This window comes from Listeria cornellensis FSL F6-0969, assembly GCF_000525855.1.
Lineage (GTDB): Bacteria > Bacillota > Bacilli > Lactobacillales > Listeriaceae > Listeria_A > Listeria_A cornellensis.
In genome coordinates, this window is the sequence record NZ_AODE01000023.1 from 33,588 (window position 1) to 56,456 (window position 22,869).

The window sequence follows — 22,869 nt, forward strand, 5'->3', positions numbered from 1 at the left end:
AAGCTTGTCGATACCATCATTTTTGAAATTGGTAGAAATCCAGACGAAAATCGCGAGTGTTTTTCCCTTTATCATTGGTATGTTGTTCGCGGTATATCAGTATGATTTGTTTAATTGGGAGAACACGTTGATTTTCTTTGGCTCCATGTTGATTTTCGATCTAACCACAACCGCAATTAATAACTATATGGACTACCGGAAAGCGACGAATAATCACGATTATGATTACAGGACAACGAGCAATGTTATCGGTCAAGAACGGATATCGGAAAAAACGGTGATTATTACGATTTTTGTCATGTTTTTGATTGCGACAGGACTCGGCGTCTGGCTTGTGGTAGAAACGGATTTGCTAGTCTTACTGGTCGGGTTTGTCTGCTTTTGTATTGGTATTCTATACACGTTCGGTCCGGTTCCGTTGTCTCGCATGCCGCTTGGCGAAATTTTTTCTGGTGTGACGATGGGATTTGGTATCGTATTTCTAGCTATTTATGTGAACGCCTACGATGCGGGAATCGCAAACTTGATTTGGTCAGGCGAATGGGTTACTGTGAAGATTAATATAATAGAAGTTATCCGAATCGCCGTGGTATCCTTACCGTGCATTTTCACGATTGCCAACATCATGCTAGCCAATAACATTTGCGATTTAGAGGAAGATATCCGAAACCACAGGTACACATTACCGTACTACATTAGCAAAAAATACGCGGTAATTCTGTTCAACACGCTGTACTATGCCTCTTTTGCGGCTATTATAGTTTCCGTCATCATCGGATTCCTCAGTCCAATCATGCTAGTAACGCTTATTGCGATTATCCCAGTATTTAAAAATTTACAGAAATTCAACGCCGAGCAAGTCAAAGCGAAAACATTCGTCATCTCCATCAAGAATTTCGTTGTCATGAACAGCGCGATTGTCGTCTGTCTCGCAGCAAGTTTAATCTTTAAGTATATATAATGAGAAAAGAGGGGATTTCTGATGCTTGATAAATTAATATTTGGGCGTTTTATGCCTGGGGAATCCCTTATTCATCGTTTAGACGCAAGAACAAAACTAATTGCCGGTTTTTACTTTATTGGCATTCTATTTCTAGCAAACAACTGGCAAACATACGCCTTGCTAACGCTCTTCTCGTTTTTAGTCATTTTCATGACCGGCATATCGTATCGCTTTTTTATTAAAGGAGTGAAACCGCTAATCTGGCTAATCCTCTTCACGGTTTTACTACAAGCCTTATTTACAAGCGGGGGTACCATTTATTTTAGTTGGGGACCATTTGCCATCTCTTCATTCGGTATAATCAATGGCATATACGTGTTTGTCAGGTTCGTGTTGATTATCTTTATCTCGACGGTAATCACGCTGACAACGACGCCTATGGATCTGACGGATGCCATCGCTTACATACTGCGGCCATTCAAAATTTTCAAGATGCCAGTTCAAGATATTGCCCTCATGATCTCCGTAGCATTGCGATTCATTCCAACTTTAATGGAAGAAACCGATAAAATCATGAAAGCCCAGCGTGCAAGAGGCGTTGATTTTGGCGAAGGGAACCTATTTGAACAAATGAAAGTAGTCGTGCCAATCTTCATTCCGCTATTTGTCAGCTCTTTCAACCGAGCAGAAGACCTAGCCGATGCAATGGAGGCAAGAGGATACCAAGGTGATAAAAAAAAGAACCCGATTTCGTATTCTACATTGGCATTGGTGTGATTTAGTAGCGGCCATTGTACTTGTTGCTCTAACAACAGCACTTGTGACGCTAAGAATTTCATAATAATCAACGACTAAGATTACAAATCAGGACGATGATTTGTAGTCTTTTTTCATGCTAGAAAACCATAAAATCAGCAATAAAAAAAGTTTTTTTCGCAAAATCGTTGAAATTACTAGGGCGGACGTGTATAATAGATAAAGTGCAAATGAACAGGCATTGCTCTGTCTATTTCGTGCAACACCCCCGCTAGTTGGGGCTGTAGATGTGATGAAGTGAGAGGTTGCTGACACACCCGGCCGCTTTGCCATGGCGAGTGTCCAGGAGATTTTCACGGAGAATGTCTATTTTAAAAGTAGGCGAGAAGGAGGGAAAATAATGGCAAAACAAAAAATTCGTATTCGTTTAAAAGCGTATGATCACCGTATCTTGGATCAATCGGCTGAGAAAATTGTAGAAACTGCGAAACGTTCTGGTGCTTCTGTATCTGGTCCGATTCCACTTCCAACAGAGAAGTCAATCTACACAATCTTGCGTGCGGTTCATAAATACAAAGATTCACGTGAGCAATTCGAAATGCGTACACACAAACGTTTAATCGATATCGTTAATCCAACACCACAAACTGTTGATAGCCTTATGCGTTTAGACTTACCAAGCGGTGTGGACATCGAAATCAAATTATAATCAAAATCCAAAATAACAGGAGGTGTGACTCATGACCAAAGGAATCTTAGGTAGAAAAGTAGGGATGACACAAGTTTTCACTGAAAACGGCGAACTTATTCCAGTAACAGTAATCGAAGCAGGTGCTAACGTAGTACTTCAAAAGAAAACTGTTGATACGGACGGATATGAAGCAATTCAAATCGGTTTCGAGGATAAACGCGAAAAATTGTCAAACAAACCCGAAAAAGGTCATGTAGAAAAAGCCAATACTACTCCTAAGCGCTTCATTCGCGAATTACGCGATGTAAACTTAGACGAGTATGAAATTGGTGCAGAAATTAAAGTAGACGTATTCGCAGAAGGTGACATCGTTGACGCGACAGGCGTATCGAAAGGTAAAGGCTTCCAAGGTGTTATTAAACGTCACGGACAATCCCGTGGCCCAATGTCCCATGGTTCGCGTTACCATCGTCGCCCAGGTTCAATGGGTCCCGTAGCACCTAACCGTGTATTCAAAAATAAATTACTTCCAGGTCGTATGGGTGGAGATCAAATCACTATCCAAAACCTAGAAATCGTCAAAGTTGATGTTGAGAAAAATGTTCTTTTAGTTAAAGGAAACGTTCCAGGAGCTAAAAAAGCACTTATTCAAATCAAAACAGCTAACAAATCAAGATAATTTAATTGGAAAGGAGGACTAACAAAATGCCCAACGTAGCTTTATTGAAACAAGATGGAACAAAAGCTGGCGAAATTACACTTAACGATACTATTTTCGGTATTGAACCAAATGAAAAAGTGGTTGTTGATGTAATTTTGAGTCAACGAGCTTCCTTACGTCAAGGAACTCATAAAGTAAAAGGCCGCTCAGAAGTACGCGGCGGTGGACGTAAACCATGGCGTCAAAAAGGTACTGGTCGTGCCCGTCAAGGTTCGATTCGTTCCCCACAATGGCGTGGAGGTGGAGTCGTATTCGGCCCAACACCACGTAGCTATGCTTACAAATTACCTAAGAAAGTTCGTCGTTTAGCGATCAAATCGATCCTTTCTTCTAAAGTAAAAGAAGAGAGCCTAGTAGTATTAGAAGGTTTAACTTTCTCTGCTCCTAAGACTAAAGAATTCACGGCTTTCCTTAAAAATATCTCTGTAGATACAAAAGCATTGGTAGTAGTAGCCGATGAAAGTGAAAATGTAGAACTATCTGCACGTAACTTACAAGGCATTAAAGTTATTCCAGCTCAAAGTATCTCAGTACTAGATGTTGCTAAACATGATAAGTTAATTATCACGAAAGCAGCTCTTGAACAAGTAGAGGAGGTGCTTGCATAATGGATGCACGCGACATCATTAAGCGCCCGGTTATCACTGAACAATCAACAAGTGTTTTAGATGACAAAAAATATACATTTGAAGTTGATACACGCGCTACTAAAACGCACGTAAAGAAAGCTATCGAAGAAATTTTCGAAGTGAAAGTTGCGAAAGTAAACGTAATGAACTACAAAGGTAAATTGAAACGTATGGGCCGTTACGCTGGCTATACAAACAAGCGTCGTAAAGCTATCGTGACACTTACTGCCGATAGCAAAGAAATCCAATTTTTCGAAGTTTAATACTTCTATGAATTGAACTAATAGAGGAGGGAATACAATGGCGATTAAAAAGTATAAACCTACCACAAACGGCCGTCGTCACATGACGAGTTCAGATTTTGCTGAGATTACTACAAGTACTCCAGAAAAAGCTTTACTACGTCCTCTGAAAAAGAAGGCTGGTCGTAATAACCAAGGTAAGTTAACTGTTCGTCATCACGGTGGAGGACATAAACGTCAATACCGCGTGATCGATTTTAAACGTAATAAAGATGGTATTCCAGGACGCGTTGCTACGATCGAATATGATCCTAACCGTTCTGCTAACATCGCATTAATTCACTACGTCGATGGAGAAAAACGCTACATCATCGCAGCGAAAGGCTTAGAAGTAGGCCAAACAATTTATTCAGGTTCAGAGGCGGATATCAAAGTTGGTAACGCACTAGAACTTAAAGATATTCCAGTGGGTACTGTTATCCACAATATCGAAATGAAACCTGGTAAAGGTGGACAATTAGTACGTTCAGCTGGAACAAGTGCTCAAGTACTTGGTAAAGAAGGCAAATACGTATTAATCCGTCTTAACTCTGGTGAGGTTCGTATGATTCTTTCTACTTGTCGTGCTACTATTGGTCAAGTTGGTAACGAACAACACGAACTTATCAACATTGGTAAAGCAGGTCGTTCACGTTGGATGGGTAAACGCCCAACAGTTCGTGGATCTGTAATGAACCCGAACGATCACCCACATGGTGGTGGTGAAGGTAAAGCACCAATCGGACGTAAATCACCAATGTCTCCTTGGGGTAAACCAACACTTGGTTATAAAACTCGTAAGAAAAACAATAACTCCGATAAATTTATCGTACGTCGTCGTAAGAAAAAATAATTGGATTTGTCATTTAAACGAATTTATAGGTAGCAGGAACGGGCAAGCTCAAGCTTTCCGATTCCTGACTATGCGAAGGGAGGTTCCGACATGGGTCGTAGCTTGAAAAAAGGACCTTTTGTAGATGATCATTTGATGAAAAAAGTTGAGGCAGCTGATGCAAGCGAAAAGAAACAAGTTATTAAAACTTGGTCTCGTCGTTCAACAATTTTCCCAGTATTCGTTGGTCAAACGATTGCTGTATATGACGGTCGCAAACACGTTCCAGTCTATATCCAAGAAGATATGGTAGGACATAAATTAGGTGAATTCGCACCAACTCGTACGTACCGCGGTCATGCGGGCGACGATAAAAAAACAAGACGTTAATTGAGAGGAGGATATCCTGATGACAACTGCAAAAGCCGTTGCAAAAACTGTTCGTATTGCTCCTCGTAAAGTTAGATTGGTAATCGATCTAATCCGTGGTAAGCAAGTCGGCGAAGCCGTTGCTATTTTAAAACTTACTCCAAAAGCAGCTTCTCCGGTTATCGAGAAAGTTTTAAAATCAGCAGTCGCAAACGCTGAGCACAATTATGATTTAGATGTAAATAACTTAGTAATTTCTGAGGCATTCGTTGACGAAGGCCCAACATTGAAACGTTTCCGTCCACGTGCAATGGGACGCGCAAGCGCAATAAATAAACGTACAAGCCACATCACAGTCGTGGTATCTGAAGTCGAGGAGGGATAATTCGTGGGCCAAAAAATACATCCAATTGGTATGCGTGTCGGTATCATTCGTGATTGGGATTCAAAATGGTATGCTGGTAAAGAATACGCGAACTTCTTACATGAAGATATACGTATCCGTGATTATATTGCGAAAAACTTATCAGATGCTTCTGTATCTCGTATCGAAATCGAACGCGCTGCAAGCCGTGTAAACATCACAATCCACACTGCTAAACCAGGAATGGTTATCGGTAAAGGTGGGTCTGAGGTTGAATCTTTACGTAAAAACCTAAATGAACTTACAGGTAAACGAGTTCATATCAATATCGTAGAAATTAAAAGAGCAGATCTTGATGCTAAATTAGTTGCCGAAGGTATCGCTCGTCAATTAGAAAGCCGTGTATCGTTCCGTCGTGCACAAAAACAAGCTATCCAACGTACAATGCGTGCGGGTGCTCGTGGTATTAAAACTCAAGTTTCCGGCCGTCTAGGTGGAGCGGATATCGCTCGTGCGGAACATTACAGTGAAGGAACAGTTCCTCTTCATACATTGCGTGCCGATATCGACTACGCATGGGAAGAAGCTGACACAACTTATGGTAAACTAGGCGTTAAAGTCTGGATCTACCGTGGTGAAGTCCTTCCTACGAAGAAAACAAATGTGGAAGGAGGAAAATAATAATGTTAGTTCCAAAACGTGTTAAATACCGTCGTGAGTTCCGTGGTAACATGCGTGGACGCGCAAAAGGCGGAACAGAAGTAACATTTGGTGAGTATGGTCTACAAGCAGTTGATGCTTCATGGATCACTAACCGTCAAATCGAAGCTGCCCGTATTGCAATGACTCGTTACATGAAACGTGGCGGTAAAGTTTGGATTAAAATTTTCCCTCATAAATCTTACACATCTAAGCCAATCGGCGTTCGGATGGGTAAAGGTAAAGGTGCTCCGGAAGGTTGGGTAAGCCCAGTTAAACGTGGCAAAATTATGTTCGAAATTGCAGGTGTACCTGAAGAAGTAGCGCGTGAAGCATTACGTCTTGCAGCACATAAACTACCTGTTAAAACAAAAATCGTGAAACGCGAAGAAATTGGTGGTGAAGCAAATGAAAGCAACTGATATCCGTGAATTGTCCACTACTGAAATTCAAGATAAAGAGAAATCTCTAAAAGAAGAGCTCTTCAATCTGCGCTTTCAATTAGCTACTGGCCAATTGGAAAACACTGCACGTATCCGTGAAGTACGCAAAGCGATTGCTCGTATGAAAACAATCGTTCGTGAAAGAGAACTTGCCTAAAATTAATTCAGGAGGAGGTTTTAATACATGTCTGAACGTAACCAACGTAAAGTATATACAGGACGTGTTGTATCCGACAAAATGGATAAAACAATTACTGTCGTTGTTGAAACGTATAAGAAACACACGCTTTATGGCAAGCGAGTGAAGTATTCTAAAAAATTCAAAGCGCATGATGAAAATAATGTAGCTAAAACAGGCGATCTAGTACGCATTGCTGAAACTCGTCCATTATCGGCGACTAAACGTTTCCGCTTACTAGATGTTGTTGAGAAAGCTGTATTAGTTTAAATCGTGATTCGTAATAATAGTTTTACTAGGAAAAATAAATTTCCTGATTGTATGTCTGGAAGGAGGGTATCCTAATGATTCAACAAGAAAGTCGTTTGAAAGTCGCTGATAACTCTGGTGCTCGTGAAGTATTAACAATTAAAGTACTAGGCGGATCAGGACGCAAAACTGCGAACATTGGTGACGTAATCGTGTGTACTGTTAAACAAGCAACACCAGGTGGCGTTGTCAAAAAAGGTGAAGTAGTTAGAGCGGTAATCGTTCGTACTAAGAGTGGAGCACGTCGTCAAGACGGTTCTTACATCAAATTTGATGAAAATGCATGTGTTATAATCCGTGATGATAAAAGTCCTCGTGGAACACGTATTTTTGGACCTGTTGCTCGCGAACTTCGTGATAGCAACTTTATGAAGATCGTTTCTTTGGCTCCAGAAGTTCTTTAAAATACTGTAGTTTCAATCTCAAGGAGGTGCTAGACCCAATGCATGTCAAAAAAGGTGATAAAGTTCAAGTTATTACTGGTAAAGATAAAGGTAAATCCGGCAAAATTATCGCTGCGTTCCCTAAGAAAGATCGCGTGATCGTTGAAGGACTTAACATGGTTAAAAAACATACAAAACCATCAAACGTTAACCCGCAAGGTGGAATTTTAAATGTTGAAGCACCGATTCACGTATCTAACGTAATGCTTATCGATCCCAAGACTGGTGAACCAACTCGTGTGAACCGTGAAATCAAGGACGGTAAGAAAGTACGCGTAGCTAAAAAATCCGGTGAAGTTATAAAAGACGCAACTAAATAAAAGTATTTGAGGAAGGAGGGAATATTACATGAATCGCCTTAAAGATAGATATCTTAAGGAAATTGTTCCTGCTTTAATGAGCAAATTCAATTATGACTCCGTAATGGAGGTACCAAAAATCGACAAAATCGTAATCAACACTGGTGTTGGTGACGCAACAGCAAATGCGAAAGTTTTGGATAGTGCAGTGGAAGAGTTAGCTCTAATCACTGGTCAAAAACCTGTAATCACAAAAGCGAAAAATTCAATCGCTGGTTTCCGTCTTCGTGAAGGAATGCCAATCGGTGCGAAAGTAACGCTACGTGGAGACCGCATGTATGATTTCTTAGACAAATTAATTACTGTTTCCTTACCACGTGTTCGTGACTTCCGTGGGGTTTCTAAAAAAGCCTTCGACGGTCGCGGTAACTACACGCTAGGTGTTAGAGAGCAATTGATTTTCCCTGAAATTGATTACGATAAAGTAAGTAAAGTTCGCGGAATGGACGTAGTAATCGTTACTACTGCTAAATCTGACGAAGAATCAAAAGAATTACTGACACATGTTGGAATGCCGTTTCAAAAGTAATCCAAATAGTAATCAATAAATAAGTAGGGAGGCGCAAACGTGGCTAAAAAAATCAATGATCGCGAAGCAAAAACGCACACCGAAACATCCTGTTCAAGCTTACACTCGTTGTGAACGTTGTGGTCGTCCACATTCCGTTATTCGCAAATTTAGACTATGCCGTATCTGCTTCCGTGAACTTGCCTATAAAGGACAAATTCCCGGCGTCAGAAAAGCAAGCTGGTAAAAACCCAATAATGGGAAGGAGGTAAATTTTTCATGGTGATGACAGATCCTATCGCAGATTTTCTAACTCGTATTCGTAATGCCAATATGGTACGTCACGATAAATTAGAAGTTCCTGCTTCAAAAATTAAAAAAAGAAGTCGCTGAAATCCTTAAAAGAGAAGGTTTCGTACGTGATGTTGAGTATATTCAAGACGACAAACAAGGTACAATCCGTGTTTTCCTTAAATATGGTGCAGCTAATGAGCGTGTAATTACTGGACTTAAGCGTATCAGTAAGCCAGGTCTTCGTGTTTACGCTAAAGCTGATGAGGTACCAAAAGTACTTAACGGTTTAGGTATTGCAATTGTATCTACTTCTCAAGGTTTGTTAACAGACAAAGAAGCTCGCGCTAAACAAGTGGGCGGAGAAGTTCTAGCATACGTTTGGTAAAACAAGAAAATCACAAGGAGGTGCAATAAATGTCCCGTATAGGTAAAAAAACAATTGTTATCCCAGCTGGTGTTACAGTAACATTAGATGGTTCAACAGCAACTGTTAAGGGCCCTAAAGGTGAGCTTGTAAAAACTTTTAACCCAGAAATGTCAATAAATATCGAAGGAAGCGAAATCAATGTGACTCGTCCTTCTGACAATAAAACACACCGTGCTCTTCATGGTACGACACGTGCTATTTTAAATAACATGGTTGTCGGCGTATCTGAAGGCTACGAAAAAACTCTTGAGCTTATTGGTGTCGGTTACCGTGCTGCAAAACAAGGTACTACTCTTGTTTTAAATGTAGGTTACTCTCATCCAGTAGAATTCGAAGCTCGTCCAGGTGTTGAAGTAGAAGTACCAGCGAATACGAAAGTTATCGTTCGTGGTATTAACAAAGAACACGTTGGCGAATTGGCTGCAAACATCCGTGCCGTACGTCCACCAGAGCCTTACAAAGGTAAAGGTATCCGTTACGAAGGCGAATTTGTACGTCGTAAAGAAGGTAAAACCGGTAAATAATGCCGCATAAAGCTAAGAGAAGAGGTGAGTCGTGTGATTACCAAAATCGACAAAAATAAAGTGCGTAAAAAAAGACATGGTCGTGTTCGTTCTAAGATTTCTGGAACAGCAGCTCGTCCACGCTTGAACGTATTCCGTTCAAACAAAAACATTTATGCTCAACTTATCGATGATGTTAACGGTGTAACAATCGCTAGCGCATCTAACGTAGATAAAGATTTCCCTAAAGCTGAGTCAAAAGTTGACGCTGCTACAAAAGTAGGCGAAATCGTTGCAAAACGCGCTACAGAAAAAGGCGTTAAAGCTGTTGTATTTGACCGCGGTGGTTATTTATATCATGGTCGTGTAAAAGCTTTAGCTGAATCTGCTCGTGAAAATGGATTGGAATTTTAAAAAGAAGGAGGGACAACTTACATGCCTCAACAAATCGATGGAAACAAATTAGAATTAGAAGAACGCGTAGTTACTATCAACCGTGTTGCGAAAGTAGTTAAGGGTGGTCGTCGTTTCCGTTTTTCAGCGCTCGTAGTCGTTGGCGATAAAAACGGTCATGTTGGATTCGGTACTGGTAAAGCACAAGAAGTTCCAGATGCTATCCGTAAAGCAATTGACGATGCTAAGAAGAATATGATCTTCGTACCAACTGTTGACACTACAATCCCACACACAGCAATCGGTCATTTTGGTGGTGGAGAAATTCTCCTAAAACCTGCAAGCGCCGGTTCTGGTGTAACTGCTGGTGGTCCAGTTCGTGCTGTCCTTGAGCTTGCTGGTGTTGCTGATGTGTCTAGTAAATCACTAGGATCTAACACACCAATCAACATGGTTCGCGCTACATTCGACGGTATCAAACAACTTAAAAAAGCTGAAGATGTTGCGAAATTACGCGGCAAAACAGTGGAAGAATTACTAGGATAAGGAGGGAATAAACGTTATGGCGAAATTAGAAATTACTCTAAAACGTAGCTTAATCGGACGCCCTCAACCACAACGCAAAACAGTTCAAGCTTTAGGCTTGGGAAAAACTAATTCTGTTGTTGTAAAAGAAGATAATCCTGCAATTCGTGGGATGATCACTAAAGTTAGTCATTTAGTGGACGTTAAAGAAGTTTAAGCTATTAATACAAATTTCAAATGAATGAAATCATAATTAGGAGGAGGTGCTTGACATGAAACTTCACGAACTTAAACCTGCTGAAGGTTCTCGTAAAGAGCGTAATCGTGTTGGTCGTGGTATGAGTTCTGGTAACGGTAAAACATCAGGACGCGGTCACAAAGGTCAAAAAGCACGTTCAGGTGGCGGTGTACGCCTAGGCTTCGAAGGTGGACAATTACCATTGTTCCGTCGTATTCCAAAACGTGGATTTACAAACATCAACCGCAAAGAGTATGCTGTTGTCAACATTGATGTTTTAAATCGCTTTGAAGAAGGTACAGAAGTAACACCTGAATTATTAATTGAAACAGGTATCGTTCGTAACGCAAAATCTGGAATTAAGATTTTGTCTAACGGCGCAATCGAGAAAAAACTTACAGTGAAAGCTAACAAATTCTCATCAGCTGCTAAAGAGGCTATCGAGGCTGCTGGTGGAAAAACTGAGGTGATCTAATGTTTTCGACGTTGATCAATTTTTTCAGAGTTGCAGACATTCGTAAGAAAATTATGTTTACGTTAGCTATGCTTGTCATTTTCCGTATCGGGACATTTATTCCGGTACCGGGAGTGGACGCAGCTACGATTCAAAAATCGATGGAAACAGGGATTTTAGGATTCCTGAATACTTTCAATGGTGGTGCGCTGAAGAACTTCTCAATCTTCGCGATGGGTGTTATGCCTTACATTACCGCATCGATTATCGTGCAACTATTACAAATGGATGTTGTGCCTAAACTTACTGAGTGGTCAAAACAAGGTGAGATGGGACGTAAGAAATCTACACAGTTGACGCGTTATTTAACGATTGGACTAGGGCTTGTCGAAGCTTTCGGTATGGCTTTTGGTTTCAATAGATTGAGTGGTTCTGGCTTTATTATTAATCCTTCTATCCCTCAATACTTGGCAATTGCGGTTGTTCTTACGACTGGGACAATGTTCCTGATGTGGTTAGGTGAACAAATTACTGTGAGTGGCGTTGGTAATGGTATTTCCATTATTATCTTTGCTGGTATTGTGGCTCGTATTCCTGATGGTATACGTTCTCTCTACGTATCACAAATTGAAGATGCTGGTGATCAGTTGTTCATGCGCGTTCTGATTCTTATCGCCATTGCTGTGGCAGTTTTAGCGATCATTGTGCTCGTTATCTACTTCCAACAAGCATTGCGTAAGATTCCAATTCAATACTCAAAACGTGTCGCTGGTGCAAAAACTGGTGGAGCACAAGCAACGCATTTACCGCTTAAACTTAACTCTGCTGGGGTTATACCGGTAATCTTTGCAAGTGCCTTTATCATTACACCGCAAACTATTTTGAGCTTTGCCTTCGTTGACTCAACTAGCCAAGTTGTGAAAGTCTTAAAACAAATTTTTGACTATACGCAACCGATTGGTATGTGTCTGTATGTTGCCTTGATTATCGCATTTACTTACTTCTATGCGTTCATTCAAGTGAATCCTGAGAAAGTGGCAGATAACTTGAAGAAACAAGGTGGATATATTCCAAGTAAACGTCCTGGCCGTGAAACACAAGCGTATCTTACGAGTGTGCTTTATCGTCTGACTTTTGTTGGTGCGCTTTTCCTTTCTGTAGTAGCAATCATGCCTACAATTGGAGCTGCCGTATTCGATCTTCCGCAGTCTATCGCCATTGGTGGTACGAGCTTGCTGATTGTTATCGGGGTAGCCCTTGATACAACAAAACAATTAGAAGGACAACTTGTGAAACGAAATTACCGAGGATTTATCAAATAAACACGTGGGTCGGCAGGAGTGTCAAATCTCATGCCCCGACGTGCTACTAATAAAGGGGCGATACAGTTGAAACTAGTGTTAATGGGACTGCCCGGTGCCGGTAAGGGTACGCAAGCTGAAAAAATTGTAGCGAAATACAATATTCCTCACATTTCAACTGGGGATATGTTCCGCGCAGCAATAAAAAATGGCACAGAATTAGGTCTGAAAGCTAAATCCTTTATGGATAGCGGCAATCTAGTTCCTGACGATGTGACAAACGGTATCGTTCGTGAGCGCTTAGCTGAAGATGATGCTAAGAATGGTTTCTTGCTTGATGGATTTCCACGTACTGTTGAGCAAGCCGAGGAATTAGAAAGTATTCTTTCGGACCTTGGAACAAAGCTTGATGCTGTTGTTAACATTCAAGTAGATAAAAGCAGCCTGATGAAACGTCTAACTGGACGATGGATTTGTCCAACATGTGGTAAAACGTATCACGAAGTTTTCAATCCTCCCAAACAAGTGGGGATTTGTGACATCGATGGTGCTACGCTTTACCAACGTGAAGACGATAAAGCAGAAACTGTGGAAAATCGCTTAAATGTTAATATCAAACAAACGCAACCATTGTTAGATTTTTATGGTGAAAAAGGAACATTGTTTGCGGTCAACGGAGAACAAGATATTGATGTCGTGTTCGAAGACGTAGATAAGATTCTAGCTTCATTTTAAGAAATCATCGCTTATTTTACAGTCGGTACCTATGTAGTGCAAAATGTTTTGTTTTGTAGTATAATGGGTAATTGGCAGTGCAGTGAGTAACAACTATGCGAAACATGATGAACGAGAGATTGTCTGAAGATCATCTGGATAAATAGGAATGCTACTGGAAATAGTGATATGAAGGCGTTCGAACTCGAGCCAGATGCACTTGTACTTCCATTTTTGCGGGACCGTACTTTTACCGATTGTCTGAAGATGTATAAAATTAATTCCTTGTCGTGGGGAACGATTTTGGTATGTCTAGCGTTTTTTCATGTAATAAAATTTTACGCGAAAAGAAATGGCAGACCTGTAAATGGTCCAGTTAAAAGAGTAAGGAGGTAGCAACTTATGGCAAAAGAAGATGTAATCGAAGTGGAAGGTACAGTGGAAGACACATTGCCTAACGCGATGTTCAAAGTTGTACTAGAAAATGGTCATACTGTTTTAGCTACAGTTTCTGGCAAAATCCGTATGCACTATATTCGTATTTTACCAGGTGATAAAGTAACGGTGGAACTTTCCCCGTATGACTTGACACGTGGCAGAATCACTTACCGTTTTAAATAATAATTGACTCGGAAATGAAATTATATACCGGTCTGGTTCGCCAGCTGTTTTTCAATCGGTTTATAGAGACATTTTCTCTAGTAAACAAGGAGGTATATCTACATGAAAGTAAGACCATCAGTAAAACCAATCTGTGAGAAATGTAAAGTTATTCGCAGAAAAGGTAAAGTAATGGTAATTTGTGAAAATCCGAAACATAAACAAAAACAAGGATAAGAGGAGGTGCTTTTATAAATGGCACGTATTGCAGGTGTTGATGTTCCGCGCGAAAAGCGTATCGTAATATCTTTGACTTACATCTATGGTATCGGTAACCAAACGGCTAAAGATGTATTAAAAGAAGCAGGTGTTTCTGAAAATACTCGTACTCGTGATTTGACTGAAGAAGAACTTGGTAAAATCCGTGAACTAGTTGACAAAATTAAGGTTGAGGGTGATCTTCGTCGTGAAGTGAACTTGAATATCAAACGTTTGATCGAAATCGGTTCTTATCGTGGCATGCGTCATCGTCGTGGTCTACCAGTTCGTGGACAAAACACGAAGAACAACGCACGTACTCGTAAAGGCCCATTAAAAACGGTCGCAGGTAAGAAGAAATAATTAATCAGTAAGTAAAGGAGGTAGTTTGTGAATGGTACGTAAAACTAATACTCGTAAACGTCGTGTGAAAAAGAATATCGAAGCTGGTATTGCACACATTCGTTCTACATTCAATAATACAATTGTAACGATTACTGACATGCACGGTAATGCAGTAGCATGGTCAAGTGCTGGAGCTTTAGGCTTTAAAGGCGCTCGTAAATCAACACCTTTCGCGGCGCAATTAGCGGCTGAAACGTGTGCAAAAGCTGCACAAGAACATGGTTTGAAAACTTTGGAAGTAACAGTTAAAGGACCAGGTTCAGGACGTGAAGCAGCAATTCGTGCACTTCAAGCGGCAGGTCTTGATGTAACTGCTATTAAAGATGTGACTCCAGTTCCTCATAACGGATGTCGTCCTCCAAAACGTCGTCGTGTCTAAGTAGTCGTATTTTGTTCGCAACTTTGAACTATTGTCACGAGATTCTTCATAAGGATCTTAGCCAAAGAGACGTTTTGAAGGAGGGTAAATTTGAATGATCGAAATTGAAAAACCGAAAATCGAGACGATTGAGATCAGCGATGATGCCAAGTATGGAAAATTTGTTGTAGAGCCACTAGAGCGTGGATATGGTACAACTTTGGGTAACTCCTTACGTCGTATTCTGTTATCTTCTCTTCCTGGTGCAGCAGTGACATCTATCCAAATCGATGGAGCGTTACATGAGTTTTCTGTAATCGAAGGTGTAGTAGAAGATGTAACAAGCATGATTTTGAATATCAAGAAACTTGCACTTAAAGTGTATGCCGAAGATGATAAAACTTTGGAAATTGATATGCAAGGTCCTGGGGTAGTAACTGCTGGCGATATTAACTACGATAGCGATGTTGAGATTCTGAATCCAGATCTTCATATTTGTACTCTTAGTGATAACGCGAAATTCCATGTTCGCCTTAATGCGGCACGTGGTCGTGGTTATACACCTGCGGATCAAAATAAACGTGAAAATATGCCAATCGGTGTGTTGCCAGTTGATTCGATTTTTAGCCCGGTTATCCGTGTTAACTATCAAGTGGAAACAACGCGTGTTGGACAATCCACGAATTATGATAAGCTAACTTTTGACGTTTTAACGGATGGAAGTATTAGCCCTGAAGAAGCTGTTTCCTTGGGAGCAAAAATTCTTACAGAGCATTTGAATATTTTTGTTGATTTAACGGATGAAGCCCAAAAAGCAGAAATCATGATTGAAAAAGAAGAAAGCCATAAAGAGAAAGTGCTTGAAATGACAATTGAAGAATTGGACTTATCTGTTCGTTCTTACAACTGTTTGAAACGCGCTGGAATCAATACAGTACAGGAATTAGCTGACAAATCTGAGGATGATATGATGAAAGTTCGTAACTTGGGTCGTAAATCTTTAGAAGAAGTGAAAGTAAAACTGTCTGACCTTGGCTTAGGTTTAAGAAACGAAAATTAATTTTTACTTTGTGAAGGAGGGAAATCCATGGGTTACAGAAAATTAGGTCGTACTAAATCGCAACGTAAAGCATTGCTACGTGATCTAGCGACTGATTTAATCGTTTTCGAACGTATCGAAACAACTGAAGCGAAAGCTAAAGAGATTCGTTCTGTCGTTGAAAAATTAATCACTTCTGGTAAAAAAGGAGACTTGCATTCTCGTCGTAAAGCAGCTGCTTTTGTACGTCACGAAGTTGTTAACGTGGTACAAAAAGAAGTGAAAGATAAAGATGGTAACACTGTGACAAAAAATCGTCCAGTTTACGCTTTACAAAAATTATTTGATGATGTTGCTCCACGTTACGCGGAACGTCAAGGCGGATACACTCGTATCATGAAAAAAGGTCCTCGTCGCGGTGATGGCGCACCAATGGTTATCATTGAATTAGTATAATTCATGTGTTAAAGCAAGTGGAGTGTTATGATAGAGCGGTTCGCCGTCTTTGTCTAGCTCTGTGTGTCTTCTCTCTCGCATAAGCGTGGAGAGAGGCGCAGGCTTTTTTTTGTTGTGAATCAAGGGGAGACCCTTATTCACGATTTTACATATGCAAGAAAGGCTTATCGTTGTTATTTCGATAGGTCTTTTTTTTGTGAGCCAAGATTCTAATGGCTAGGCTTTCTTGTTTAAATCGCTACAGTCCGATATAATGATTTATATGATGAGGGGATGAGGTTTTGAAGAATTCGACGATGAGCCAGAAGTTAAATATTTTGCGTGCAGGTGTGCTTGGTGCGAATGATGGGATTGTATCAGTGGCTGGTATCGTTATTGGTGTGGCTGGTGCGACGACTCATGTTGGGACGATTTTCATTGCTGGGATCGCGGGGCTTGTGGCGGGAGCTTTGTCAATGGCTGGCGGGGAATATGTTTCGGTGAGTACGCAGAAGGATACGGAAGAAGCAGTTATCGTTAAGGAAAAAATGGAGTTGGCTAATGATTATGATGGCGAGCTAGAAGAATTAGCAGATATTTATATAGAGAAGGGATTATCAGCAGATTTAGCCAAGCAGGTAGCGGCACAATTGATGGAAAAGGATGCATTGGCGGCGCATTCGGAGGCGGAACTTGGTCTGCAGCTGAATGATTTTGCGAATCCATGGCAGGCGGCGTTATCTTCTTTGTTCTTCTTTTTCTGTTGGTGCGATTTTGCCGTTACTTTCAATTCTACTTTTGCCATCAGGTATTCGGATTGGACTGACTTTTGTGGTGGTTTTGATTTCGCTTGCTTTGACGGGGTATATCAGTGCTTATTTAGGGGAGGCGCCGAAGCGAAATGCGATTGTACGGAATATGGTTGTCGGAATGTTGACGATGCTTGTGACGTATAGTGTTGGGACGCTTGTTGGTATTTGATAGGAGCAAATAGATAAAGTGACTGGAAAAGGTGTGTGTGTTTCTGGTATGATTGTGGAGTTGGATGAATTTACTGATTTTGCTGACAAAGGAATGATATACATAATAAGGAAGGGTGTTTTTAAGTATGACGGAGCGAATTTCTGGGAAGACGCAGTTAATTGGGTTATTGGGTACGCCAATTTCTCACAGTTTATCACCAAAAATGCATAATGAGGCATTTGCAAAATTAGGATTGGATTATGTTTATTTGGCATTTGATGTTGGAACGGAGCAGTTAGCGGATGTTGTGCAGGGCTTTCGGGCAATGGGGATTCGTGGATGTAATGTGACGATGCCAAACAAGGTGTTAGTGAAGAAGCATTTGGATAAGTTGTCTCCTGCTGCGGAACTTGCGGGAGCGGTGAATACGGTTGTGAATGATGATGGCATTTTGACGGGGCATATTACGGATGGAACGGGATATATGCGGGCACTCGCGGAAGCTAAGATTGATATTATTGGAGGAAAAATGACGATTGCGGGCGCTGGTGGTGCTGCAACGGCAATTTGTATTCAGGCTGCGCTTGATGGTGTAAAGGAAATCTCGATTTTTAATAGGAGGGATGAGTTCTACGAGCGGGGAGAGCAGATGGTGCGCGATATTAATGCGAAAACGGATTGTAAGGCGCAACTTTTTGATTTAGCGGATCTGGAAGCGCTTCGGAATGAGATGGAGGATAGTATTATTTTTGTTAATGCGACCTCGGTTGGGATGAAGCCGCTTGTTGGGCAGAGTGTTGTGCCAGATGTATCTTACTTGCGGCCTGAATTGATTGTGTCGGATGTTGTGTATGTGCCTGCGAAGACGCGTTTGTTAGAAATGGCGGATGAGGTTGGGTGCACGACGGTTAATGGGCTCGGAATGATGTTGTGGCAGGGCGCTAAGGCTTTTGAAATTTGGACTGGGGAAGAGATGCCGGTTGAGGATATAAAGGCATTACTTTTTTGAAAGGGGAAACGGATATGAGGACTGTTTCGGTGAGAGGTGTTGTGATTGGTGAGGGGGCGCCTAACATTTGCGTTCCTATGGTCGGTGAGACGGCGGTGCAATTAGTTGAGGAAGCGCGTATGTTGGTGGATGTTGATTTAGATGTCGTGGAATGGCGTGTGGATTTTTATGAGGACGTCGCGGATTTGTCGAAAGTGAAGGAGATGTTACGTGAGATTCGGGGGATTTTGCGGGAGATACCGCTGATTTTCACGTTTCGGAGTGCGAAAGAGGGCGGTGAACGTGATTTTCCGGTGGCGAGTTATGTGGCGCTGAATCGGGAAATTGCGGCGACTGGCATGGCGGATATCGTAGATGTGGAGCTGTTTACGGGTGAGCGGGAAGTGGCGCAACTTGTGGAGGCTGTGCATCAAGCGGGTGCGAAGGTGATTATGTCGAATCATGATTTTGATAAGACGCCGAGTGAGGATGAGATTGTGGCGCGGCTTGTGAAGATGCAAGAAATAGGCGCGGATTTGCCTAAAATGGCGGTGATGCCGCATTCGGCTGCGGATGTGTTGACGTTGCTTAGTGCGACGAATATGATGCGTGAAAAGTATGCGGATCGTCCGATTATCACGATGTCGATGGCGGGAACAGGTGTTATTTCGCGCTTGGCTGGAGAGATTTTTGGCTCGGCATTGACATTTGGGGCAGCGAAAAAGGTTTCTGCGCCTGGACAGGTTCCGGTGGATGAGTTGCGCCAAGTGCTGGCGTTGTTGCACAAAAGTTTGAATGGATGATTAGTTCCTCTTGGGAAAATGGCTTTTTTTCTTGAGAGGTTTGGCTTCATTAGTGAGACTGGGAGGGAAGAGGATGGAGAAGCAGGTAGAATTGGGGAAAGTTATCACAACAAAGAAAAAATTTAGATATTGGATTGGCTTATTACTTGGATTCGGCTGTTTGGTGAACTATTTTGACCGGATTAATTTGACGGTTGCTGGGCAGGTTTTGATGGATGAACTGAGCATTTCGCCGGCGATGTTCGGTATTTTGTTGTCGTCTTTTTCTTGGACGTATGCATTGATGCAGATTCCGATGGGGGTTGTGCTGGACCGGATTGGCGTGAAGTGGTTGAATCGGGTTTGTTCGATTGTCTGGGTTTTTGCGACGGGATTGACGGCTTTTATTAGTGGGTTATTGCCATTATTTATTTTGAGATTATCGCTTGGTGTGGCGGAGGCTCCGGCGTTTAGTGCGGCTGCGAAGGCGACGGGATACTGGTTTCCGCTGAAGGAACGTGGGTTTGCGACGGCGATGTTTGATATGTCTTCGAAACTATCGAATGTGATTGGTGTGCCAATGGTGGCGTTTATTATTGCAAAATGGGGCTGGCGAGAGGCTTTTCTTGTGACGGCGCTGATTAGTATTGTGTACTGTGTTTGGTTTTGGATGTTATACCGGGATCCTGAGGAGCATCCGCGGCTTTCGAAGGAGGAACTGGATTATATTCAGTCGGGCGATGTGCAAAAAAAGGTCGCGCCTGGTGAAGGAAGTGGCTTGGTATATTTGATGAAGCAGCGGAAGTTGTGGGCATTAGCGATCGGTGCGGCGGCGTATAATTATTCATTCTTCTTATTTTTGACGTGGTTGCCGAATTATTTGATGCGGGAACTTCATTTGGATATTATGAAATCAGGATTGTATACGGCGATTCCATGGGCTTTTGGGGCGCTTTCTAGTGTCTTAATTGGTGGGCTTTTTGTTGATTTTCTGATTAAGCGGGGATTTGATCCGTCGAAGGTTCGGAAGTTGTTTTTGACGATTGGGATGTTGCTTGGGCTTGCAGTTATTGGGGCTGCAACGACGAAGGATACGCAGACAGCGATTATTTATTTTAGTATTGCGGTGTCGGGAATTTGTATCGCGTCTACGATTAATTGGTCGATGCCATCGATTTTGGCGCCGAATGGTTCGGTTGGGACTGTGGGCGGTTTTATGAACTTTATTGGGAATTTAACGGCGATTGCTGCTCCGATTGTGACGGGGTTTATCGTTGGCGCGACGGGAAGTTTTGCGATTGCTTTTGTTGTAGCGGGCGTCGTGATGCTGGTTGGGATTTTATCGATAACGGTGTTCTTAGGACGTATTGAAAAAATTCCGGATGAGGAGAAAAAGGTGATTTCGGACTGATTGCTAGGCTCGGCGCAGGCTGGTGTCGTCGCATTTGATGACAGCGAGAATGATGCCGAGCGCGATCATATTGCCGAGTGTCGAGCTGCCGCCGTAACTGATGAATGGTAATGGAATCCCAGTTAGGGGCATGAGGCCGATCGTCATCGCGATATTTTCGAAAATATTGAAGGCGAACATCATGGCAAAACCAGCGATGACGTACGTGGAAAAACTGCTTTTCATGTGTAGTGCGGCGATGATGAGTTGGTGGATGAAGAGCATGAATAGAATGAGCAGTAGGCTAGCACCGATGAAGCCGAATTGGTTGCCGATGGTGCTGAAAATCATATCGGTGTGGCTTTCTGGGATGTAGACGGATGTGGAGTTGCTGCCAGACATGGTTCCGGAGCCAATTGCTTTTAGGGAGCGGTCGACTTGATAAAAGGAATTGGGATCGCTTGCTGGGTCGAGCCACGTGTGGATGCGCCGGAATTGGTAGCTTTTGAAGCCGATTTTTTCGAGTAGGTTGACGTGATAGACGACAAGATAGAGGCCACCGCTTACTGCGACTACGAGTGATGTTAGGATCGTGATGATGAGCTTGGTGGATTTAAGGGCTAGGATGCTGATCGTGAAGGCGCTGACGAAGTAGACGATTGTTGTGCCGAGATCGGGCTGTTTCATGATTAATAGAAGGACAACGCCGGCGAGTGACCAAGTGATGAGTAGTTGCTTCCAAATGATGCGTTCGTATTTTGCCGCAAAATGGGCGATGACGACGATGAACATTGATTTGGCGATTTCTGATGGTTGTAGGGAGAATCCAGCTAGCTGATACCAACGTGTCGCGCCATTAATTTTTGCTACGAGTGGGTTTGGGATGAGGATGCCGGCGAGCAAGATCAGCATGGCGAGATAGACCCAGATAATGTTGGATCGGACGAAGGTCATGTCGAGTTTTGATAGGAGAAATACGGCGACGAAGCCAACAGTGATGAAGATGATTTGCATGCGAAAGAAGTTGGTGTCGTATTGGTTGGTTTGTTGGGCCATGTAGATTGCGAGGCAGCTGATCATGGATAGTAGGCAGACGATGACGACTAGGCTTTCGCGGAGTCTATTGTTGGTTTGCATGGATATTCCTTCTTTCTGTGAGGGTTATTTGGCGTTCGGTGCTGATGAGAAATCCGACGCCGCATGATAGGGTGATAATGGATGTGCCGCCGAAACTGATAAATGGCAACGGGACGCCGGTGAGTGGGATCATACCGCTGACGCCGCCGAGATTCAAGAAAGCTTGGATCGCAATCCAGGTCGCAAAACCGATGCAGATGGAAGTGTCGAATGCTGATTGGCTGCGGAGCGCGATGTGAAAGGCTTTCCAGATGAAAAATAGGATGAGGCTTAGAGTCACGAGAATGCCGATGATGCCGAGTTCTTCTGAGATGACAGCGCTGATAAAATCGGTATGGGATTCGGGCAGGAAACCGAGTTTTTGAACGCTTTGGCCGAATCCTTTGCCGAATATGCCGCCGTCTGCAATCGCGTAATAGCCATTTCTGAGTTGGTAGGAGGCATCGAGATTGGCTTCGCTGAACGGGTCAAGGAAGGCGAAACGACCGAGCCGAGCTGGGCTGAAAAAATCAGGATGGATGAGGTACGTGATGCCTAGGCTGAGGGCTGCGAACAGGATGACGGTGAGCGCGATTTGGCTGAGTCTGCGTGCGGAAAGCCCAGATGTGAGTAGTTGGGCGGCGAAAATACATAGAATGATGAAGCTTGTGCCTAGGTCTGGTTGCAAAATAATGAGGCCAGCGCAAAATAGGATGTAGGCTATGAGTAAGTAGCTAGTACGGTTGGACTGGGACATTTTTGGGAAGTAGCGCACGATGAAATTTCCGGTCACAACGATGAGTAGCATTTTGACAAGCTCGGTTGGTTGTAGTGTGGCGCTGCCTAGTTGAACCCACCGCTTGGCATTGTTGGTTGCTGTGCCAGTAAGTAGAACGAGAACTAGCAGGAGGACAGCGATGCCGCCTGCTAATTTCATCGTTTTTTTAGAACAGAATGGTGCGGTTTTTAGTTTGGCAAAGAAGAGTAGGCAAGCGAGACCAATCGTGTAAAACATAGCTTGCCGGGTCACAAAATGGGTGCTTGCTACGTTGTAACGGTTGCCAGCGGATGCGTAACTGGCGCTGTAAACCATGAGGCAACTCCAAATTCCAATGGCGAGATAGGCGAGAATAATAAGACTATTCTGCTTGGTAAACATCG

At 42.5% G+C, this 22,869-nt stretch carries 35 protein-coding genes and 3 pseudogenes; 36 read left to right on the forward strand and 2 right to left on the reverse strand.

The features are described from left to right. Positions 1-4: 4 nt before the first annotated feature. The 36 genes and pseudogenes from menA (at position 5) to PCORN_RS10855 (ending at position 20,613) form a co-directional block, all read left to right on the forward strand. Positions 5-961 carry a 1,4-dihydroxy-2-naphthoate polyprenyltransferase gene (gene menA / locus PCORN_RS10690; protein ID WP_036080290.1) on the forward strand — a complete coding sequence of 319 codons (957 nt, stop codon included), beginning with the start codon at positions 5-7 and terminating at the stop codon, positions 959-961. A gap of 21 nt (positions 962-982) precedes the next feature. After that, positions 983-1,784, forward strand: a pseudogene (gene fmnA / locus PCORN_RS10695) (FAD export ECF transporter transmembrane subunit FmnA). 315 nt (positions 1,785-2,099) lie between these two features. Further along, entirely contained in the window at positions 2,100-2,408 is a 309-nt protein-coding gene (rpsJ, locus tag PCORN_RS10700; RefSeq protein WP_036065498.1) for a 30S ribosomal protein S10, read from the forward strand. 31 nt (positions 2,409-2,439) lie between these two features. Continuing rightward, entirely contained in the window at positions 2,440-3,069 is a 630-nt protein-coding gene (gene rplC, locus PCORN_RS10705; RefSeq protein ID WP_036080292.1) for a 50S ribosomal protein L3, read from the forward strand. A gap of 26 nt (positions 3,070-3,095) precedes the next feature. Then, positions 3,096-3,719, forward strand: a complete 624-nt coding sequence (gene rplD, locus PCORN_RS10710) for a 50S ribosomal protein L4 (protein ID WP_036080294.1) — start codon at positions 3,096-3,098, stop codon at positions 3,717-3,719. Then, positions 3,719-4,003: a 50S ribosomal protein L23 gene (rplW, locus tag PCORN_RS10715; protein ID WP_036065501.1), complete on the forward strand. Its 285-nt coding sequence runs from the start codon at positions 3,719-3,721 to the stop codon at positions 4,001-4,003. Before rplD ends, rplW begins: the two co-directional genes overlap by 1 nt. A gap of 37 nt (positions 4,004-4,040) precedes the next feature. Beyond that, positions 4,041-4,874 (forward strand): 50S ribosomal protein L2, encoded by an 834-nt coding sequence (rplB, locus tag PCORN_RS10720; RefSeq protein ID WP_036060259.1) that lies wholly within the window; start codon positions 4,041-4,043, stop codon positions 4,872-4,874. 90 nt (positions 4,875-4,964) lie between these two features. Further along, the gene (gene rpsS / locus PCORN_RS10725; RefSeq protein WP_036065502.1) at positions 4,965-5,243 is read left to right on the forward strand and encodes a 30S ribosomal protein S19; all 279 of its coding nucleotides are present in this window, start codon (positions 4,965-4,967) and stop codon (positions 5,241-5,243) included. Positions 5,244-5,262: 19 nt separating this feature from the next. After that, a complete protein-coding gene (gene rplV / locus PCORN_RS10730) occupies positions 5,263-5,607 on the forward strand; it encodes a 50S ribosomal protein L22 (RefSeq protein WP_036071384.1) in 345 nt (114 codons plus the stop codon). 3 nt (positions 5,608-5,610) lie between these two features. After that, positions 5,611-6,267 (forward strand): 30S ribosomal protein S3, encoded by a 657-nt coding sequence (gene rpsC / locus PCORN_RS10735; protein WP_036071385.1) that lies wholly within the window; start codon positions 5,611-5,613, stop codon positions 6,265-6,267. A gap of 2 nt (positions 6,268-6,269) precedes the next feature. Further along, positions 6,270-6,707, forward strand: a complete 438-nt coding sequence (gene rplP / locus PCORN_RS10740; protein ID WP_036080298.1) for a 50S ribosomal protein L16 — start codon at positions 6,270-6,272, stop codon at positions 6,705-6,707. Next, complete coding sequence (rpmC, locus tag PCORN_RS10745; RefSeq protein ID WP_036060270.1) at positions 6,694-6,885, forward strand: 50S ribosomal protein L29; 192 nt, start codon at positions 6,694-6,696, stop codon at positions 6,883-6,885. Before rplP ends, rpmC begins: the two co-directional genes overlap by 14 nt. Before the next feature lie 27 nt (positions 6,886-6,912). Then, complete coding sequence (gene rpsQ / locus PCORN_RS10750; RefSeq protein WP_036080303.1) at positions 6,913-7,176, forward strand: 30S ribosomal protein S17; 264 nt, start codon at positions 6,913-6,915, stop codon at positions 7,174-7,176. Positions 7,177-7,250: 74 nt separating this feature from the next. After that, positions 7,251-7,619 (forward strand): 50S ribosomal protein L14, encoded by a 369-nt coding sequence (rplN, locus tag PCORN_RS10755; RefSeq protein WP_036071388.1) that lies wholly within the window; start codon positions 7,251-7,253, stop codon positions 7,617-7,619. Positions 7,620-7,657: 38 nt separating this feature from the next. After that, positions 7,658-7,978, forward strand: coding sequence for a 50S ribosomal protein L24 (gene rplX / locus PCORN_RS10760; RefSeq protein WP_036080307.1), 321 nt, complete (start codon positions 7,658-7,660; stop codon positions 7,976-7,978). 28 nt (positions 7,979-8,006) lie between these two features. Continuing rightward, positions 8,007-8,546 (forward strand): 50S ribosomal protein L5, encoded by a 540-nt coding sequence (gene rplE, locus PCORN_RS10765; protein WP_036065509.1) that lies wholly within the window; start codon positions 8,007-8,009, stop codon positions 8,544-8,546. 55 nt (positions 8,547-8,601) lie between these two features. Next, positions 8,602-8,772 carry a type Z 30S ribosomal protein S14 gene (locus PCORN_RS18515; protein ID WP_077913870.1) on the forward strand — a complete coding sequence of 57 codons (171 nt, stop codon included), beginning with the start codon at positions 8,602-8,604 and terminating at the stop codon, positions 8,770-8,772. A gap of 32 nt (positions 8,773-8,804) precedes the next feature. Beyond that, positions 8,805-9,204 (forward strand): annotated as a pseudogene (gene rpsH, locus PCORN_RS10770) (30S ribosomal protein S8). 29 nt (positions 9,205-9,233) lie between these two features. Then, a complete protein-coding gene (rplF, locus tag PCORN_RS10775; protein ID WP_036080311.1) occupies positions 9,234-9,770 on the forward strand; it encodes a 50S ribosomal protein L6 in 537 nt (178 codons plus the stop codon). 33 nt (positions 9,771-9,803) lie between these two features. Further along, positions 9,804-10,163 carry a 50S ribosomal protein L18 gene (gene rplR / locus PCORN_RS10780; RefSeq protein ID WP_036065516.1) on the forward strand — a complete coding sequence of 120 codons (360 nt, stop codon included), beginning with the start codon at positions 9,804-9,806 and terminating at the stop codon, positions 10,161-10,163. A 21-nt stretch (positions 10,164-10,184) separates the two neighbouring features. Beyond that, a complete protein-coding gene (rpsE, locus tag PCORN_RS10785; RefSeq protein ID WP_036060286.1) occupies positions 10,185-10,688 on the forward strand; it encodes a 30S ribosomal protein S5 in 504 nt (167 codons plus the stop codon). Positions 10,689-10,704: 16 nt separating this feature from the next. Next, entirely contained in the window at positions 10,705-10,884 is a 180-nt protein-coding gene (gene rpmD / locus PCORN_RS10790) for a 50S ribosomal protein L30 (RefSeq protein ID WP_003720933.1), read from the forward strand. Positions 10,885-10,939: 55 nt separating this feature from the next. Next, complete coding sequence (gene rplO / locus PCORN_RS10795) at positions 10,940-11,380, forward strand: 50S ribosomal protein L15 (RefSeq protein ID WP_036065517.1); 441 nt, start codon at positions 10,940-10,942, stop codon at positions 11,378-11,380. Next, complete coding sequence (gene secY / locus PCORN_RS10800; protein WP_036080318.1) at positions 11,380-12,681, forward strand: preprotein translocase subunit SecY; 1,302 nt, start codon at positions 11,380-11,382, stop codon at positions 12,679-12,681. Before rplO ends, secY begins: the two co-directional genes overlap by 1 nt. A gap of 66 nt (positions 12,682-12,747) precedes the next feature. Then, positions 12,748-13,395 carry an adenylate kinase gene (locus tag PCORN_RS10805; protein WP_036080434.1) on the forward strand — a complete coding sequence of 216 codons (648 nt, stop codon included), beginning with the start codon at positions 12,748-12,750 and terminating at the stop codon, positions 13,393-13,395. A gap of 381 nt (positions 13,396-13,776) precedes the next feature. Continuing rightward, a complete protein-coding gene (gene infA, locus PCORN_RS10810) occupies positions 13,777-13,995 on the forward strand; it encodes a translation initiation factor IF-1 (protein ID WP_036060296.1) in 219 nt (72 codons plus the stop codon). Between the two features lie 102 nt (positions 13,996-14,097). Beyond that, positions 14,098-14,211 (forward strand): 50S ribosomal protein L36, encoded by a 114-nt coding sequence (rpmJ, locus tag PCORN_RS10815; protein WP_003156543.1) that lies wholly within the window; start codon positions 14,098-14,100, stop codon positions 14,209-14,211. A gap of 18 nt (positions 14,212-14,229) precedes the next feature. Further along, positions 14,230-14,595 (forward strand): 30S ribosomal protein S13, encoded by a 366-nt coding sequence (rpsM, locus tag PCORN_RS10820; RefSeq protein ID WP_036060303.1) that lies wholly within the window; start codon positions 14,230-14,232, stop codon positions 14,593-14,595. 31 nt (positions 14,596-14,626) lie between these two features. Further along, a complete protein-coding gene (gene rpsK / locus PCORN_RS10825; RefSeq protein WP_036060306.1) occupies positions 14,627-15,016 on the forward strand; it encodes a 30S ribosomal protein S11 in 390 nt (129 codons plus the stop codon). A gap of 94 nt (positions 15,017-15,110) precedes the next feature. Next, positions 15,111-16,055 carry a DNA-directed RNA polymerase subunit alpha gene (locus PCORN_RS10830; RefSeq protein WP_036071402.1) on the forward strand — a complete coding sequence of 315 codons (945 nt, stop codon included), beginning with the start codon at positions 15,111-15,113 and terminating at the stop codon, positions 16,053-16,055. A 27-nt stretch (positions 16,056-16,082) separates the two neighbouring features. Then, positions 16,083-16,490 carry a 50S ribosomal protein L17 gene (rplQ, locus tag PCORN_RS10835; RefSeq protein WP_036080327.1) on the forward strand — a complete coding sequence of 136 codons (408 nt, stop codon included), beginning with the start codon at positions 16,083-16,085 and terminating at the stop codon, positions 16,488-16,490. 296 nt (positions 16,491-16,786) lie between these two features. Next, positions 16,787-17,158: pseudogene (locus PCORN_RS20865) on the forward strand (VIT1/CCC1 transporter family protein); the annotation flags it as partial. A 19-nt stretch (positions 17,159-17,177) separates the two neighbouring features. Further along, a complete protein-coding gene (locus PCORN_RS20870; protein WP_277620194.1) occupies positions 17,178-17,450 on the forward strand; it encodes a VIT1/CCC1 transporter family protein in 273 nt (90 codons plus the stop codon). A gap of 127 nt (positions 17,451-17,577) precedes the next feature. Continuing rightward, complete coding sequence (locus PCORN_RS10845) at positions 17,578-18,441, forward strand: shikimate dehydrogenase (RefSeq protein ID WP_036080328.1); 864 nt, start codon at positions 17,578-17,580, stop codon at positions 18,439-18,441. A 14-nt stretch (positions 18,442-18,455) separates the two neighbouring features. Further along, entirely contained in the window at positions 18,456-19,223 is a 768-nt protein-coding gene (aroD, locus tag PCORN_RS10850; RefSeq protein ID WP_036080437.1) for a type I 3-dehydroquinate dehydratase, read from the forward strand. Between the two features lie 73 nt (positions 19,224-19,296). Then, a complete protein-coding gene (locus tag PCORN_RS10855; RefSeq protein ID WP_051999398.1) occupies positions 19,297-20,613 on the forward strand; it encodes an MFS transporter in 1,317 nt (438 codons plus the stop codon). A 3-nt stretch (positions 20,614-20,616) separates the two neighbouring features. Here PCORN_RS10855 and PCORN_RS10860 read toward each other — a convergent pair whose 3' ends face one another. Together PCORN_RS10860 and PCORN_RS10865 are read right to left on the reverse strand one after the other, a co-directional pair. After that, the gene (locus PCORN_RS10860; protein WP_036080331.1) at positions 20,617-21,729 is read right to left on the reverse strand and encodes an FtsW/RodA/SpoVE family cell cycle protein; all 1,113 of its coding nucleotides are present in this window, start codon (positions 21,727-21,729) and stop codon (positions 20,617-20,619) included. Further along, complete coding sequence (locus tag PCORN_RS10865) at positions 21,713-22,867, reverse strand: FtsW/RodA/SpoVE family cell cycle protein (RefSeq protein WP_036080333.1); 1,155 nt, start codon at positions 22,865-22,867, stop codon at positions 21,713-21,715. Before PCORN_RS10865 ends, PCORN_RS10860 begins: the two co-directional genes overlap by 17 nt. Between the last annotated feature and the right edge of the window lie 2 nt (positions 22,868-22,869).

Excerpts from the sequence above, each read along its gene's own strand:
- rpsJ (WP_036065498.1), top strand. The coding sequence starts at position 2,100 with ATGGCAAAACAAAAAATTCGTATTCGTTTAAAAGCGTATGATCACCGT.
- rplC (WP_036080292.1), top strand. The coding sequence starts at position 2,440 with ATGACCAAAGGAATCTTAGGTAGAAAAGTAGGGATGACACAAGTTTTC.
- rplD (WP_036080294.1), top strand. The coding sequence starts at position 3,096 with ATGCCCAACGTAGCTTTATTGAAACAAGATGGAACAAAAGCTGGCGAA.
- rplW (WP_036065501.1), top strand. The coding sequence starts at position 3,719 with ATGGATGCACGCGACATCATTAAGCGCCCGGTTATCACTGAACAATCA.
- rplB (WP_036060259.1), top strand. The coding sequence starts at position 4,041 with ATGGCGATTAAAAAGTATAAACCTACCACAAACGGCCGTCGTCACATG.
- rpsS (WP_036065502.1), top strand. The coding sequence starts at position 4,965 with ATGGGTCGTAGCTTGAAAAAAGGACCTTTTGTAGATGATCATTTGATG.
- rplV (WP_036071384.1), top strand. The coding sequence starts at position 5,263 with ATGACAACTGCAAAAGCCGTTGCAAAAACTGTTCGTATTGCTCCTCGT.
- rplP (WP_036080298.1), top strand. The coding sequence starts at position 6,270 with ATGTTAGTTCCAAAACGTGTTAAATACCGTCGTGAGTTCCGTGGTAAC.
- rpmC (WP_036060270.1), top strand. The coding sequence starts at position 6,694 with ATGAAAGCAACTGATATCCGTGAATTGTCCACTACTGAAATTCAAGAT.
- rpsQ (WP_036080303.1), top strand. The coding sequence starts at position 6,913 with ATGTCTGAACGTAACCAACGTAAAGTATATACAGGACGTGTTGTATCC.
- rplN (WP_036071388.1), top strand. The coding sequence starts at position 7,251 with ATGATTCAACAAGAAAGTCGTTTGAAAGTCGCTGATAACTCTGGTGCT.
- rplX (WP_036080307.1), top strand. The coding sequence starts at position 7,658 with ATGCATGTCAAAAAAGGTGATAAAGTTCAAGTTATTACTGGTAAAGAT.
- rplE (WP_036065509.1), top strand. The coding sequence starts at position 8,007 with ATGAATCGCCTTAAAGATAGATATCTTAAGGAAATTGTTCCTGCTTTA.
- PCORN_RS18515 (WP_077913870.1), top strand. The coding sequence starts at position 8,602 with ATGATCGCGAAGCAAAAACGCACACCGAAACATCCTGTTCAAGCTTAC.
- rplF (WP_036080311.1), top strand. The coding sequence starts at position 9,234 with ATGTCCCGTATAGGTAAAAAAACAATTGTTATCCCAGCTGGTGTTACA.
- rpsE (WP_036060286.1), top strand. The coding sequence starts at position 10,185 with ATGCCTCAACAAATCGATGGAAACAAATTAGAATTAGAAGAACGCGTA.
- rpmD (WP_003720933.1), top strand. The coding sequence starts at position 10,705 with ATGGCGAAATTAGAAATTACTCTAAAACGTAGCTTAATCGGACGCCCT.
- rplO (WP_036065517.1), top strand. The coding sequence starts at position 10,940 with ATGAAACTTCACGAACTTAAACCTGCTGAAGGTTCTCGTAAAGAGCGT.
- secY (WP_036080318.1), top strand. The coding sequence starts at position 11,380 with ATGTTTTCGACGTTGATCAATTTTTTCAGAGTTGCAGACATTCGTAAG.
- infA (WP_036060296.1), top strand. The coding sequence starts at position 13,777 with ATGGCAAAAGAAGATGTAATCGAAGTGGAAGGTACAGTGGAAGACACA.
- rpmJ (WP_003156543.1), top strand. The coding sequence starts at position 14,098 with ATGAAAGTAAGACCATCAGTAAAACCAATCTGTGAGAAATGTAAAGTT.
- rpsM (WP_036060303.1), top strand. The coding sequence starts at position 14,230 with ATGGCACGTATTGCAGGTGTTGATGTTCCGCGCGAAAAGCGTATCGTA.
- rpsK (WP_036060306.1), top strand. The coding sequence starts at position 14,627 with ATGGTACGTAAAACTAATACTCGTAAACGTCGTGTGAAAAAGAATATC.
- PCORN_RS10830 (WP_036071402.1), top strand. The coding sequence starts at position 15,111 with ATGATCGAAATTGAAAAACCGAAAATCGAGACGATTGAGATCAGCGAT.
- rplQ (WP_036080327.1), top strand. The coding sequence starts at position 16,083 with ATGGGTTACAGAAAATTAGGTCGTACTAAATCGCAACGTAAAGCATTG.
- PCORN_RS20870 (WP_277620194.1), top strand. The coding sequence starts at position 17,178 with ATGATTTTGCGAATCCATGGCAGGCGGCGTTATCTTCTTTGTTCTTCT.
- PCORN_RS10845 (WP_036080328.1), top strand. The coding sequence starts at position 17,578 with ATGACGGAGCGAATTTCTGGGAAGACGCAGTTAATTGGGTTATTGGGT.
- aroD (WP_036080437.1), top strand. The coding sequence starts at position 18,456 with ATGAGGACTGTTTCGGTGAGAGGTGTTGTGATTGGTGAGGGGGCGCCT.
- PCORN_RS10855 (WP_051999398.1), top strand. The coding sequence starts at position 19,297 with ATGGAGAAGCAGGTAGAATTGGGGAAAGTTATCACAACAAAGAAAAAA.
- PCORN_RS10860 (WP_036080331.1), bottom strand. The coding sequence starts at position 21,729 with ATGCAAACCAACAATAGACTCCGCGAAAGCCTAGTCGTCATCGTCTGC.
- PCORN_RS10865 (WP_036080333.1), bottom strand. The coding sequence starts at position 22,867 with ATGTTTACCAAGCAGAATAGTCTTATTATTCTCGCCTATCTCGCCATT.